This window comes from Pseudomonas sp. PS01297 (assembly GCF_029959305.1).
Classification (GTDB): domain Bacteria; phylum Pseudomonadota; class Gammaproteobacteria; order Pseudomonadales; family Pseudomonadaceae; genus Aquipseudomonas; species Aquipseudomonas helleri.
Map to the genome: position 1 here is coordinate 1 of NZ_JASCPQ010000123.1, position 13,370 is coordinate 13,370.

Here is a 13,370-nt window from a genome sequence, read left to right on the forward strand (position 1 = left end):
CCTAAAGGGTTCACCAACCTGTGGGAGCGGGCTTGCTCGCGATGGGACCAACGCGGTCAACCTGATAGACCGAGCTGCCAGAATCGCGAGCAAGCCCGCTCCCACACGAAGGAGTGATGCGCTGTTAATCAGTTCATCATGTCTTTGATCGCCCGCTCTTGATCCATCAGCTCGCGCTGGCGTGCATCGAGGCGTGACGACAGCTGGAAGTTGTTGGTGAGCTTTTTCGCAAAGGCGATTTGCTGGATGGCCTGACGGTAGTCGCCCATCAAGGCGAAGTACTCGGCGCGGGCCTGGTGCAGGCCAATGATGTTGCCCGACAACCCGCGTGTTTCTGCCACCTGATACCAGACGTCCGGGTCATCCGGGCGGCTTTTGAGCAGGGCGTCCAAGGCTTTTTCGGCATCGGCCGGGCGGTTTTGCTTGAGCAGCAAGTCGACCCGGACCTGATTTAACGGGTAGTTGCCAGGGTACAGCGTGCGCATTCTGTCGACCCGCTGCTGGGCATCGGCCAGGCGGTTGCTGTCCATGTCCAGCTCGATTTGCGCCAGGTTGTAGGTGATGTCGTTGGGGGCTTTGTCCAGCAACGGCTTCAGGGTGGTGCGGGCTTCGTTGAACTGGCTGCCCTTGATTTGGGCAATCGCCAGACCATAACGGGCGACGTCATTTTTTGGGTTTTCATCCAACTGCTGGCGGAACCGCTTGGCGGCCAGACCTGGTGTGTCTTCGTATTGCAGTTGGACCCGTGCGCGAATCAGTTGATAGCGCAGGCTGTCTTCGGTGCCGCCGATTTTGGCCTGCTCAGCACGGTTGCGGGTGTCGGCAATACGCGACTCGGTCACCGGGTGAGTCAGCAAAAATTCAGGCGGCTTGGCGTCAAAGCGGTATTGGCGCATCAAGCGCTCAAACATGGTGGGCATGGAGCGCGGGTCGTAACCGGCCTTTTCAAGGTTGAGGATGCCGATACGGTCAGCCTCTTGCTCGTTCTGGCGCGAGAACCGTCGTTGCTCCTGAAAGGCCGCTGCCTGGGTGCCGGCGATGGTGGCAATACCGGCGTCACCGGCGCCCGAGGCGGCGATCACAATACCGGCGAGCAGGGCCGCCATCATGGGCAGTTGCATGCGTTGCTGGGCTTCTACACCGCGGGCAAAGTGGCGTTGCGACAAGTGAGCAAGTTCGTGGGCCAGCACTGAGGCGTATTCGCCTTCGGTCTGGGCATTGAGGAACAACCCGCCGTTGACCCCGATAATCCCGCCGGGCGCCGCGAAGGCGTTGAGCTGCGGGCTGTTGATCAGAATGAACTCCAGACGACGGTCCTGCACCTGGCTGGTTTCGACCAGTTTGTAGACGCTGGTTTCGACGTAGTCCTTGAGTTGCGGGTCGTTAAGCTGCGACACCTGGCTGCGCAGCATGCTCAACCAGGCACGGCCGAGTTGATACTCTTGCTGCGGAGACACGATGGCCGAGCTGGCGTCACCCAGAGACGGTAAATCGTCTGCGAAACTCGGTGATGCGAGCAGGCAAGCGAGCGTCAACAGGGTCGGGCGCAGAAAGTTCATGCACAAAGCTCTAATCAATAAAGCGCTTACTGTAGCTGGACACTCGGCTGGCGACCAGTGGCGGTCTGCTTGGGGTATTCTAGCGAGCTAAAAAATGCCACCCATAGGCATGCCTGAGGAAGTAAGAAATGACTGATGCGTTGGCGCATGATGCGCTAGTGGATGCCAGTGGCCTGAGCTGCCCACTGCCGTTGCTCAAGGCCAAGCTGGAGCTTAACCGTCTGGCCCAAGGGCAGACCTTGAAAGTCATCGCGACGGACGCCGGTTCGCTACGCGATTTTCGGGCTTTCGCACGTCTGGCAGGGCATGAGCTGCTGCGTGAAGAAGAAGATTCTGGCACCTATCGCTACTGGTTACGCAAGGCCTGAGGCCGGGCGGCGCTTTCTCTTAAGGAATTTCGATGTTCAACGTGTTACGAAATTGGGTGCAGCGCTACTTCTCTGATGAGGAGGCCGTGGTGCTGGCGGTGTTATTGGTGCTGGCCTTTACGGCGGTGCTGACCTTGGGCGGTATGCTTGCGCCGGTATTGGCCGGCATGGTGCTGGCGTATCTGATGCAGGGCCTGGTGGTGGCGCTTGAACGCCTGCGAGTGCCTGCCGGGGCGGCGGTTGGCCTGGTGTTTGCCCTGTTCATGGGGCTGCTGCTGGTATTTATGATCGTGGTCGTGCCCTTGCTGTGGCACCAGTTGATCACCTTGTTCAATGAATTGCCGGGCATGCTCGCCAAATGGCAGTCGCTGCTGTTGTTGCTGCCTGAGCGTTACCCGCATCTGGTGTCGGACGAGCAAGTGCTGCAAGCCATCGAAGTGGCGCGCGGTGAGATCGGCAAGTTTGGCCAGTTGGCGCTAACATTCTCGCTGTCCAGTTTGCCGATGTTGGTCAACATCATGATCTATCTGGTACTGGTGCCGATTCTAGTGTTCTTCTTCCTGAAAGACCGTGCGCTGATTGGCCGTTGGGTTCGCGGTTATTTACCCCGCGAGCGTGCGCTGATTACCCGTGTGGCCGAGGAAATGAACCGGCAGATCGCCAACTATATTCGCGGCAAGGTTATTGAAATCATCATCTGCGGCGGCGTGACTTATATCGCCTTCGTGACCATGGGCCTGAACTACGCAGCCTTGCTGGCGTTGCTGGTAGGTGTGTCGGTGGTGGTGCCGTATGTGGGCGCGGTGGTGGTGACGGTGCCGGTCATGCTGATTGCGTTGTTTCAGTGGGGCTGGAGCGACCAGTTCATCTACCTGATGGCGGTGTACGGGATCATTCAGACCCTGGACGGCAACGTGCTGGTGCCATTGTTGTTCTCTGAGGCGGTGAGTTTGCACCCGGTGGCCATCATTTGTGCGGTGTTGCTGTTCGGCGGTTTGTGGGGCTTTTGGGGGGTGTTTTTTGCCATCCCGCTGGCCACGCTGTGCAAGGCGGTGCTGGATGCCTGGCCACGTGAGCAGCAGGTGGTAGCGCCACTGCTGTAAAACCCGAAGCGCAGGCAAGAAAAAGCCCCGGCTCTCATAGGAGAACCGGGGCTTTTTCGTTACGGCATCAGCTTACGCTTGAATGACCGGGATGTTGGCGTTGGCTGCCGACTCACGGAATTCAGCGATCTGATCAAAACTCAGGTAGCGGTACACGTCCGCTGCCATGGTGTTGATCTCTGCCGCGTAGGCCATGTATTCCTCAACCGAAGGCAGACGGCCCAGGATCGAAGCCACCGACGCCAACTCAGCCGAAGCCAGGTAAACGTTGGCGCCGTCACCCAGACGGTTCGGGAAGTTACGGGTCGACGTCGACACCACGGTGGAGTTCGGCTCAACACGTGCCTGGTTACCCATGCACAGCGAGCAACCTGGCATTTCCATACGTGCGCCAGCTTTGCCGTAGATGCCGTAGTAGCCTTCTTCGGTCAGTTGGTGAGCGTCCATTTTGGTCGGAGGCGACAGCCACAGACGGGTTGGCAGCTGACCTTTGACTTTGTCCAGCAACTTGCCCGCAGCGCGGAAGTGGCCGATGTTGGTCATGCACGAACCGATGAACACTTCGTCGATCTTCTCGCCGGTAACGCTGGACAGCAGGCGAGCGTCATCCGGGTCGTTTGGTGCGCAGAGCACAGGCTCTTTGATGTCGGCCAGATCGATTTCGATGATGTGCGCGTATTCGGCGTCAGCATCGGCTTCCATCAGCTCAGGGTTGGCAACCCAGGCTTCCATCGCTTGAGCGCGACGCTCAAGGGTACGCACGTCGCCGTAACCTTCCGCAATCATCCAGCGCAGCAGGGTGATGTTGGAGTTCAGGTATTCGGTGATCGATTCTTTGGACAGCTTGATGGTGCAGCCAGCCGCCGAACGTTCTGCCGAGGCGTCGGACAGTTCGAACGCTTGCTCGATGCTCAGGTTGTCCAGACCTTCGATTTCCAGGATGCGACCCGAGAATTCGTTGATCTTGCCTTTCTTCTCGACCGTCAGCAGACCTTTCTGGATAGCGACGTAAGGAATGGCGTGGACCAGGTCACGCAGGGTGATGCCCGGCTGCATTTCGCCTTTGAAGCGAACCAGAACCGACTCCGGCATGTCCAGTGGCATTACGCCAGTGGCTGCGGCGAACGCTACCAGACCCGAACCTGCAGGGAACGAAATGCCCATTGGGAAGCGAGTGTGGGAGTCGCCACCGGTGCCGACGGTGTCAGGCAGCAGCATGCGGTTCAGCCAGCTGTGGATGATGCCGTCGCCCGGACGCAGGGAAACACCGCCACGGGTCATGATGAAGTCTGGCAGGGTGTGGTGCGTGGTGACGTCGATCGGCTTTGGATAGGCCGCGGTGTGGCAGAACGACTGCATCACCAGGTCAGCGGAGAAGCCCAGGCACGCCAGGTCTTTCAGTTCGTCACGGGTCATTGGACCGGTGGTGTCCTGAGAACCTACGGTGGTCATCTTCGGCTCGCAGTAAGTGCCTGGACGAACGCCAGTCACGCCGCAGGCCTTGCCGACCATTTTTTGCGCCAGGGTGAAACCCTTGGTGCTTTCAACAGGTGCTTCAGGCTTTTTGAACAGATCGGTAGGGCCCAGACCCAGCTCGGCACGAGCCTTCTCGGTCAGGCCGCGGCCGATGATCAGAGGGATACGGCCACCGGCGCGAACTTCGTCCAGCAGAACGGGAGTTTTCAGTTCGAAGGTGGTGATGACTTCGTCAGTACCGTGCTTGCACACTTTGCCAGCGTGCGGGTACAGGTCGATCACGTCGCCCATGTTGATGTTGCTGACGTCGAACTCGATTGGCAGTGCGCCAGCATCTTCCATGGTGTTGTAGAAGATTGGAGCGATTTTGCTGCCGAAGCAGAAGCCGCCTGCACGCTTGTTCGGTACATAAGGAACGTCGTCGCCGAAGAACCACAGTACGGAGTTGGTGGCCGACTTACGCGACGAACCGGTACCGACTACGTCACCGACGTAGGCGATAGGGAAGCCCTGACCGCGCATTTCTTCGATTTGCTTCATCGGGCCGATGGAGCCTTGAACGTCCGGCACGATACCGTCACGGGCCATTTTCAGCATGGCCAGGGCGTGCAGCGGGATGTCCGGGCGCGACCAGGCGTCTGGTGCAGGCGACAGGTCGTCGGTGTTGGTTTCGCCGGTAACCTTGAACACGCGCAGGCTGATTTTGTCTGCCAGTGTCGGGCGGTTTTTGAACCACTCGCCGTCAGCCCAGGACTCAATCACGGCTTTAGCGTGAACATTGCCGTTTTTGGCTTTTTCAGCGACGTCGTGGAAGGCATCGAACATCAGCAGGGTGTGCTTGAGTTGCGCGGCGGCAACCGGAGCCAGCTCTGCGTCGTCCAGCAGATCAACCAAAGTAACGATGTTGTAGCCGCCTTGCATGGTGCCAAGCAGTTCAACAGCGCGTTGTTTGGTGATCAGGGGGGAGGTTGCTTCACCTTTCGCGATGGCGGCCAGGAAGCCGGCTTTTACGTAGGCAGCTTCGTCAACACCAGGTGGAATACGGTTGGTGATCAGGTCAACGAGGAATTCTTCTTCGCCGGCAGGCGGGTTTTTCAGCAGCTCAACCAGGCCTGCAGTTTGTTCGGCGTTAAGCGGCTGGGGAACGATACCCAGGGCTGCGCGCTCTTCGATATGTTTGCGGTAGGCTTCAAGCACAGTTATTACCCTCATCATTGGTCCCAAATGGGTGTCCGGGACGCTCATCCAGGAATGCCAGGTACTCATGCGCTGCAGGGCTTTTTGGGCCGCTTAGCCAGAGTTTCAAGGATTCCCAACAGAAGCTGTTTTCAAAGTTTTACGCCATCCGAACGGCGGGATGATGAAGGTTGATGGGGGCACTTGCTGTGCAAACACCCCGCACCAACACCGTTCTTCAGGATCAACTGTGCTCGTGACGCTTTGAAAACAGCTTCCAACGGACATTGGCGCCTTAAAAGGCAGGCTGATTCTACGGCAAAAACTTGTTAAAGGTAAGTTAGGCCCTGAAGGTTGAGGGGTGATCTGCGTTAGACAAAGGGCTAACATGGCCGTCTGTTTCACTCTGCAGTGCTCTATTTCGCCATGCCCAACCAAACCATCAAGACCCCTTGTATCGGCCTGTGCTCAACGGTTTACGGAGACCTCGTGTGCCGTGGCTGCAAGCGTTTCCACCACGAAGTGATCCACTGGAACGGTTACAACGAGGACGAAAAACGCGCTGTCTGGCTGCGGCTCGAACAGCTTTTAGTGCAGGTCATGGCGGCCAAGGTCGAGGTGTTCGACCCGCCGGCGCTGCGCAATCAGTTAATTACCCGAAAAATACGTTTCGTCGAGAAGCAATCTGAATATTGCTGGGCGTACCAGCTGATAGCCCGTGGTGCTCGGGTGATCAATCAGTTGGAGATGTACGGGATGGTGTTGTTGCCGGAGTTTCGTGACTGGGGGCTGCCGGAGTTGCGTGACGCCATTGATCGGGAATTTTTCCTCTTGTCCGAAGCGCACTACGAGCGCTACATCGCCCCGGGCTTTCTCAAGGATGCGATGGGGCAATAGGTCCCGCCCCTCTGCCTCGCGATCTTTAAACGAGCAAAAGATCGCGAGGCAAGCTCGCTCCTACACTTTTTGTTCCAGTTCCTTGACGATGTCTTCTGGCTTGAGCACCAGAACGTCGGACTCAAGCTTGTCGATCACGATTTCTGCGGTGTTGCCAATCAAGGCCGCCGACAAGCCGGTGCGCGCCACAGTCCCGATGACCGTCACCACTGCGTCGAGCTTTCTGGCGACCTGCTGAATGATGATGTCTGCCGGGCCTTCTTTAATGTGCATGCGCTCGTCGCTGATTTCGAAGCGGCGCTGGAATTCCTTGCTGGCCGCCCGAAAGCTGGCTTCGTATTCGGTGTCGATCGGGTAGGCCGCATCCATCACCGCCAGGGTGGGCGCCGGGTGCGCGCTGACGACGTGCAGTTCGCTGTGGGTCAGGCTGGCAATGCGAAAACCCTGGTCGATGATGGTTTTGTGCAGCGCCATGTGGTCTTCGTCGCCGTTGCCTACGTCGACGGCGGCCAGCACCACGCCGTTGCTCCAGGGCTTGGTGGTTCTGACCAGCAAGACCGGGGTAGGGCAGTCGCGCAGCAGTTTCCAGTCTTCGGGGGTGAGCAGGATTTTTTTCAGGATGGAGTCGTCAACGTGTTGCTTGATCACCAGCCCGCAACCCTCGATTTGCTGCTCCTTGATGATGGTGGTGTGCAGGTTGTCGTGCCAGGCCTGACGCGACGTCACGCTGTAGCCTTCGGTGATCAGGCTGTTGGTCAGGACATTGAGCAAGGCTGAGTGGTCGTGCTCTTTGTCGCCGATCAACAGGTGCAGATGGGCTTTGGAGGCTTTGGCGATTTCTTTGGCGCGCTTGAGGGCGAAGCTTTCCATCAGGTGGGGCTCGATGACGACCAACAGGCTACGTATGGTTTGCATGACCGTTCACTCCATGTGCAATAAGGGGGGATGCGAACACTATAGTTGCTCATCTGTAATGCGGACGTTGATGCATATCAAGCTGCGCGGTTGGTGCTGTGGCACATGGCCCGTATAATCGGCGCCTTTCGCCTCGTCCAGCCTTTGTGAGCCTCATGTCAGCGATACCTCAAAACACGTTCGGCCCGTTGTGCAATCTCCACTGTTCGGGAGTGCGTGCATGAACCTTCCTGAAATCCATGAGTTCTTGGGTTGCCGTACCCCTGACGGCTGGATCGCTGCTGCATTGGCCGATCAGGAAACCCTGCTGATCGACCACAAAAACTGCGAATTTAAGGCCGCCAGTACGGCGTTGAGCCTGATCGCCAAGTACCACTCCCACGTTGACCTGATCAATATGATGTCGCGCCTGGCCCGTGAAGAGCTGGTGCACCACGAGCAGGTCATGCGCTTGATGAAAAAGCGCAAAATCGAACTGCGCCAGTTGTCGGCCGGCCGTTACGCCTCGGGTTTACGCAAAGTGGTGCGTAACCACGAACCGGTAAAGCTGGTGGATACCTTGGTGGTCGGGGCGTTTATTGAAGCGCGCAGTTGCGAGCGTTTCGAAGCGCTGGTGCCGCATTTGGACGAAGAACTTGGCAAGTTCTACTACGGTCTGCTCAAAAGTGAGGCCCGCCATTTTCAGGGCTATTTGAAACTGGCTTATCAATACGGCGACGCCAAAGACATTGCTCAAGTCATCGAGCGGGTGAGGGCGGCCGAGCAAGAACTGATTGAAGCCCCAGATATTGAATTCCGCTTTCACAGCGGCGTGCCTGCCCAGCCTTAAGTCGCCGATTCACCGGCTACGGTTTTCTGTGTTCCATATCTGACCGTAGGAGCTGCCGAAGGCTGCGATTTTTTGATTTTTCAAAGATCTCAGCCTTCGGCAGCTCTTACCAGTTAAGACCAAATAGTTAGCATGCTATTTATAATCTTGACATTAGCTGCCTAAGCAGTAGTATTTGGTTACATTACTGCTTAGGCAGCTTTCTGGTGCCCTGATGAAACACTTCCACCCCGATACCTTTCGAAACTGCACCCTGGGTCTGTTACTGGGCCGTGCAGCGCTGCTTAAAGATCGCATCATCGACACGCACATGGAGCCTTACGGCATCACCGCCGCGCAGTTCAAGGTACTGATCATCATGGCTCAGTACGCGGTCGATACCCCGGCCGAACTGTGCCGCCACCTGTCCCTGGACAGCGGCTCGATGACGCGCATGCTCGATCGCCTGGAACAGAAAAATCTTTTGATTCGCCAACGCTCGGAAGCTGACCGGCGCCAGGTGCGCCTTGTGCTGACCGATGACGGCCTGGCGCTGGCCGATGAACTACCGATTATCGGCACCAATGCAATGAATCAATTGGCGGGTGAGATCAGCCCGCAAGAGCTGCAAACGCTGGAAGATATTCTTAAAAAAATACTGCTGGCGGCCGGGGATCCGATCACCATCATGCGCTTGGGTGAAAAATGAGCAACAGAACGCTACGAACAGGCTTAAGCCTGATGTGTGTGTCCCTTGCGCTGGCGGGGTGTGCCAGCTACAGCGGTTTGACCACCGAAAGCGCGCGCCTGGATGCGAAAAGCCTCCAGTCCGCTCAAGCCCTCAAGGGCATCAATGTGACGCCGGCAGCCTGGCCGCAAAAGGACTGGTGGAAGCGTTTGGGCGACAGCCAGTTGAATGGTTTGGTCGACGAGGCATTGCGTGACAGCCCGGACATGCAGATAGCCAGTGCCCGTGCGCATCAGGCCACTGCCGCCGCCGGCGCTGCCAATGCGGCACGCATGCCGACGCTGGACGCCGAGGCCGATGTGACGCGCTCGCGCCTGTCGCGCTCCCAGGATCCAACCGGTCAGGGTGGTCGTTATGACACGGTGCGTGACATCGGTCTGACCTTCAATTACACCTTCGACCTGTGGGGCGGCCAGCGGGATGCCTGGGAAGCGGCTTTGGGCGAAGCCCGCGCTGCCGAAGTCGACAGCCATGCCGCGAGCCTGACCCTGGCGGCCGATGTGGCAAAGGCCTACAGCAATCTGGGGCATGCCTACAGCGTGCTGGATCTGTCGAAAGATGACCTTCAGCGCACCCGCAAAATGCTCGACTTGAGCAAACAGCGGTTGCAGGCCGGTATCGACAGCCACTATCAGTACCAGCAGACCGAAAGCCTGGAGGCTAGCTCCCAAGAGCAGGTGATCAATGCCCAGAAACAGGTCAAGAGCGCTCATATCGCCCTGGCAGTGTTGCTGGGTAAAGGCCCGGACCGTGGCTTCGAGATTACCCGGCCGCAGATTTTGACCCCCGCCGCCGTGGCCGTGCCGAGCACGTTGCCCGCCGAGTTGCTGGGCCGTCGCCCCGATATTGTGGCGGCACGCTGGCGGGTCGAAGCGGCGAGTAAAAATATTGCCGCAGCCAAAACACGCTTTTACCCCAACCTCAACTTGAGTGCCGCTGCCGGGACTCAGTCGTTGCTGGGCGATGCGCTGTTTGGTTCGGCCAGCCGCTTTATGAACATCGCCCCGGCCATTTCGCTGCCGATTTTTGACGGCGGCCGTCTGCGTGCCGGGCTGGATGCCGAAGACGCCAATTACGACCTGGCCGTCGCGCAGTACAACAAGACCCTGGTGGCCGCCCTCGGTGATGTCAGCGATACCCTCGAGCAATTAAACGCCATGAGCGAGCAAGTCAGCACTCAGAAGCGTGCGGCTGATATTGCCCAGCAGTCGTATGACTCGGGATTGCAGCGCTACGAATCCGGCATCGGCAGTTACCTGGATGTCCTCAGCATCGAGCAGCAATTGCTCCAGGCGCAGCGCCAGCTGGCTGACCTGAATGCTGAGCAGATCACCCTTTCGATTCAACTGATGCAAGCCCTGGGCGGTGGCTTTGAGCCCGGCAATGCGGCTGCGGCCGTTCCTGTTCAAGCCTCCCTGGCAGAATAATTTAGGTAATCGTCATGGCTACTGTGCAAACACCGAATGAAGCGCAACACAATCAGGACGCTGGTAATCAGCGCAAACGTAAACTCTGGCTGAGTGGCCTGGCCATTTTGGTCATCTTGGTCGGCCTGGGCGTCTGGGGCTGGCATGAGTTGTATGGCCGCTGGAGCGAGAGCACCGACGACGCCTATGTCAACGGCAACGTAGTCGAAATCACGCCATTGGTGGCGGGGACGGTGGTGAGCATCGGCGCCGATGATGGCGATCTGGTTCATGAAGGGCAGGTGCTGCTTAACTTTGACCCGAGCGATTCGCTGGTCGGCTTGCAGAGCGCCGAAGCCAACCTGGCCCGTACCGTGCGTCAGGTTCGCGGCCTGTTCAGTAACGTAAGTGGTACCAAAGCGCAGGTGGCGGCGCAGAAAGTCGCGGTGCAAAAAGCCCAAGACAACTTCAATCGCCGGAAAAATCTGGCAGCAAGCGGGGCTATTTCCCAAGAAGAGCTGTCCCATGCGCGGGATGACCTGGCGTCTGCACAAAGTGCTTTGCGCAATAACGAGCAACAACTCGATACCACCAGCGCGCTGGTAGACAACACGGCCATTGCCAACCATCCGGATGTGCTGGCCGCCGCTGCGCAGTTGCGTCAGGCGTATCTGGAGCACGCACGCACCACGTTGATTGCGCCGGTGACCGGCTATGTCGCCAAGCGTACCGTGCAATTGGGCCAGCGCGTTCAGCCGGGCACCGCGTTGATGGCGGTTATCCCGCTTAATCAACTGTGGATCGACGCCAACTTCAAGGAAACCCAACTGGACAAGATGCGTATTGGCCAGCCGGTTGAAATTGAATCGGACCTGTATGGGAGCAACGTCAAGTACAGCGGTACCGTCGACAGCATTGGTGCGGGCACTGGCAGCGCGTTTGCCCTGCTGCCAGCGCAAAACGCTACCGGCAACTGGATCAAAATCGTTCAGCGTGTTCCGGTGCGTATCCACATCAATGCCGATGAGCTGGCCCAGCACCCGCTACGCATCGGGCTGTCGACCACGGTTGACGTGAACCTGCATGACCAGAGCGGCCCGGTGCTGGCGCAACAACCGCCGCAGAAGGCGATGTTCACCACCAACGTGTACGAGCAACAGCTGGCTGAAGCAGACACGCTGATTTCCCGCCTGATCGACAGCAACAGCGCTGTGGCGGGCAATTCCGCTGCCCAACGCTAATTCGCCAATCCATAAGCCCCGCTGCACTGGCGGGGCTGTGCCCCTGGTTTTAAAGGATTTGCGATGAGCACAAACGCGTCTTTTACCCCGCCCAGCCTGCTGTTCGCCACCATTGGCCTGTCGCTGGCGACCTTTATGCAGGTGCTCGACACCACCATCGCCAATGTTGCCTTGCCGACTATCTCCGGCAACCTGGGGGTGAGTTCGGAGCAGGGTACGTGGGTTATTACTTCTTTTGCGGTGAGTAACGCGATTGCCTTGCCATTGACGGGCTGGTTGAGCCGGCGCTTTGGTGAAGTGAAACTGTTTTTGTGGGCCACGGTGCTGTTTGTGCTGGCTTCATTCTTGTGCGGTATTTCGACGTCCATGCCTGAGCTGGTGGGCTTTCGCGTACTGCAAGGTCTGGTGGCCGGGCCGCTGTATCCGATGACGCAAACCTTGCTGATTGCGGTGTACCCCCCAGCGAAGCGGGGGATGGCATTGGCATTGCTGGCGATGGTCACGGTGGTGGCGCCGATTGCCGGGCCGATTTTGGGTGGCTGGATTACGGACAGTTACAGTTGGCCGTGGATTTTCTTTATTAACATCCCGATTGGCATCTTTGCGGTGTTGGTAGTGCGTCAGCAGCTCAAGGCGCGCCCGGTGGTGATTACTCGCCAGCCGATGGACTACGTAGGGCTTATTACGCTGATCATTGGCGTCGGCGCGCTGCAGATTGTGCTCGACAAAGGTAATGACCTGGACTGGTTCGAATCCAACTTCATCCTGCTGGGCACGGCGTTGTCCGTGGTAGCGTTGGCGGCTTTTGTCATTTGGGAAATGACCGACAAACACCCGATTGTGAACCTGCGACTGTTTGCCTACCGCAACTTCCGGATCGGCACCATCGTGTTGGTGTTGGGCTATGCCGGGTTCTTCGGTATCAACCTGATCTTGCCGCAATGGTTGCAGACCCAAATGGGTTATACCGCGACATGGGCGGGTTTGGCGGTGGCGCCGATTGGGATCTTGCCGGTGTTGATGTCGCCTTTTGTGGGCAAGTACGCGAACAAGTTCGACCTGCGCCTGCTGGCCGGGCTGGCCTTTTTGGCGATCGGCCTGAGCTGCTTCATGCGTGCCGATTTCACCAATGAGGTGGACTTCCAGCACGTTGCGCTGGTGCAACTGTTTATGGGGATCGGGGTGGCGCTGTTCTTCATGCCGACCTTGAGCATTTTGATGTCGGACTTGCCGCCTAACCAAATCGCCGACGGCGCGGGCCTGGCCACGTTCTTGCGGACATTGGGCGGTAGTTTTGCTGCCTCCCTGACCACCTGGATCTGGATTCGTCGTGCCGATCAGCATCATGCCTACATGAGCGAAAGCTTAAGTACCTATGATCCGATCACCCGGCATGCGCTGGACAGTTTGGGTGGGGCGAGCAACCAGGCGTATGCCCAGCTTGATCAAGTGCTGACCAGCCAGGCGTACATGCTCTCAACCGTGGACTACTTCACGATGATGGGCTGGATGTTTATGGGCTTGATCTTGCTGGTATGGCTGGCCAAGCCGCCATTTGCCGCCAAGCCAGGACCGGCAGCGAGCGGGCATTAACGCCTGATTGGACGCAAACCTCGTAGGAGCGAGCTTGCCTCGCGATCTTTTGATTTTTTAAAAGATCGCGAGGCAAGCTC

11 protein-coding genes are annotated in these 13,370 nt (G+C 58.1%); 8 read left to right on the top strand and 3 right to left on the bottom strand.

The features are described from left to right. Nucleotides 1-128: 128 nt before the first annotated feature. A complete protein-coding gene (locus QMX84_RS23840; RefSeq protein ID WP_048387271.1) occupies nucleotides 129-1,559 on the bottom strand; it encodes a M48 family metalloprotease in 1,431 nt (476 codons plus the stop codon). Nucleotides 1,560-1,687: 128 nt separating this feature from the next. Between QMX84_RS23840 and QMX84_RS23845 the strand changes: the two genes are divergently transcribed. After that, nucleotides 1,688-1,927, top strand: coding sequence for a sulfurtransferase TusA family protein (locus QMX84_RS23845; protein WP_048370433.1), 240 nt, complete (start codon nucleotides 1,688-1,690; stop codon nucleotides 1,925-1,927). 32 nt (nucleotides 1,928-1,959) lie between these two features. Further along, nucleotides 1,960-3,030 carry an AI-2E family transporter gene (locus QMX84_RS23850; protein WP_123750065.1) on the top strand — a complete coding sequence of 357 codons (1,071 nt, stop codon included), beginning with the start codon at nucleotides 1,960-1,962 and terminating at the stop codon, nucleotides 3,028-3,030. 72 nt (nucleotides 3,031-3,102) lie between these two features. On the opposite strand, the gene acnB is transcribed toward QMX84_RS23850, so the two are convergent. Next, nucleotides 3,103-5,703 (bottom strand): bifunctional aconitate hydratase 2/2-methylisocitrate dehydratase, encoded by a 2,601-nt coding sequence (gene acnB / locus QMX84_RS23855; protein ID WP_282364934.1) that lies wholly within the window; start codon nucleotides 5,701-5,703, stop codon nucleotides 3,103-3,105. A 405-nt stretch (nucleotides 5,704-6,108) separates the two neighbouring features. Between acnB and QMX84_RS23860 the strand changes: the two genes are divergently transcribed. Then, nucleotides 6,109-6,579 carry a DUF1289 domain-containing protein gene (locus QMX84_RS23860; protein WP_048370428.1) on the top strand — a complete coding sequence of 157 codons (471 nt, stop codon included), beginning with the start codon at nucleotides 6,109-6,111 and terminating at the stop codon, nucleotides 6,577-6,579. Between the two features lie 60 nt (nucleotides 6,580-6,639). Here QMX84_RS23860 and QMX84_RS23865 read toward each other — a convergent pair whose 3' ends face one another. Further along, entirely contained in the window at nucleotides 6,640-7,494 is an 855-nt protein-coding gene (locus QMX84_RS23865) for a universal stress protein (RefSeq protein ID WP_262126577.1), read from the bottom strand. A gap of 220 nt (nucleotides 7,495-7,714) precedes the next feature. Between QMX84_RS23865 and miaE the strand changes: the two genes are divergently transcribed. From miaE to QMX84_RS23890, 5 genes are all read left to right on the top strand, one after another. Next, a complete protein-coding gene (miaE, locus tag QMX84_RS23870; RefSeq protein WP_262126578.1) occupies nucleotides 7,715-8,323 on the top strand; it encodes a tRNA isopentenyl-2-thiomethyl-A-37 hydroxylase MiaE in 609 nt (202 codons plus the stop codon). A gap of 214 nt (nucleotides 8,324-8,537) precedes the next feature. Beyond that, nucleotides 8,538-9,011 (top strand): MarR family transcriptional regulator, encoded by a 474-nt coding sequence (locus QMX84_RS23875; protein ID WP_048370423.1) that lies wholly within the window; start codon nucleotides 8,538-8,540, stop codon nucleotides 9,009-9,011. After that, nucleotides 9,008-10,477, top strand: coding sequence for an efflux transporter outer membrane subunit (locus tag QMX84_RS23880; protein WP_282364932.1), 1,470 nt, complete (start codon nucleotides 9,008-9,010; stop codon nucleotides 10,475-10,477). The genes QMX84_RS23875 and QMX84_RS23880 overlap by 4 nt, the downstream gene beginning before the upstream one ends. A 14-nt stretch (nucleotides 10,478-10,491) precedes the next feature. After that, a complete protein-coding gene (locus tag QMX84_RS23885) occupies nucleotides 10,492-11,697 on the top strand; it encodes an HlyD family efflux transporter periplasmic adaptor subunit (RefSeq protein ID WP_282364933.1) in 1,206 nt (401 codons plus the stop codon). A 63-nt stretch (nucleotides 11,698-11,760) separates the two neighbouring features. Then, nucleotides 11,761-13,290 carry a DHA2 family efflux MFS transporter permease subunit gene (locus QMX84_RS23890; RefSeq protein ID WP_262126580.1) on the top strand — a complete coding sequence of 510 codons (1,530 nt, stop codon included), beginning with the start codon at nucleotides 11,761-11,763 and terminating at the stop codon, nucleotides 13,288-13,290. The last annotated feature ends 80 nt before the right edge of the window (nucleotides 13,291-13,370 follow it).

Bases quoted from the DNA above. Each gene is read 5' to 3' on its own strand.
- QMX84_RS23840 (WP_048387271.1), bottom strand. From the start codon at position 1,559: ATGAACTTTCTGCGCCCGACCCTGTTGACGCTCGCTTGCCTGCTCGCA.
- QMX84_RS23845 (WP_048370433.1), top strand. From the start codon at position 1,688: ATGACTGATGCGTTGGCGCATGATGCGCTAGTGGATGCCAGTGGCCTG.
- QMX84_RS23850 (WP_123750065.1), top strand. From the start codon at position 1,960: ATGTTCAACGTGTTACGAAATTGGGTGCAGCGCTACTTCTCTGATGAG.
- QMX84_RS23860 (WP_048370428.1), top strand. From the start codon at position 6,109: ATGCCCAACCAAACCATCAAGACCCCTTGTATCGGCCTGTGCTCAACG.
- QMX84_RS23865 (WP_262126577.1), bottom strand. From the start codon at position 7,494: ATGCAAACCATACGTAGCCTGTTGGTCGTCATCGAGCCCCACCTGATG.
- miaE (WP_262126578.1), top strand. From the start codon at position 7,715: ATGAACCTTCCTGAAATCCATGAGTTCTTGGGTTGCCGTACCCCTGAC.
- QMX84_RS23875 (WP_048370423.1), top strand. From the start codon at position 8,538: ATGAAACACTTCCACCCCGATACCTTTCGAAACTGCACCCTGGGTCTG.
- QMX84_RS23880 (WP_282364932.1), top strand. From the start codon at position 9,008: ATGAGCAACAGAACGCTACGAACAGGCTTAAGCCTGATGTGTGTGTCC.
- QMX84_RS23885 (WP_282364933.1), top strand. From the start codon at position 10,492: ATGGCTACTGTGCAAACACCGAATGAAGCGCAACACAATCAGGACGCT.
- QMX84_RS23890 (WP_262126580.1), top strand. From the start codon at position 11,761: ATGAGCACAAACGCGTCTTTTACCCCGCCCAGCCTGCTGTTCGCCACC.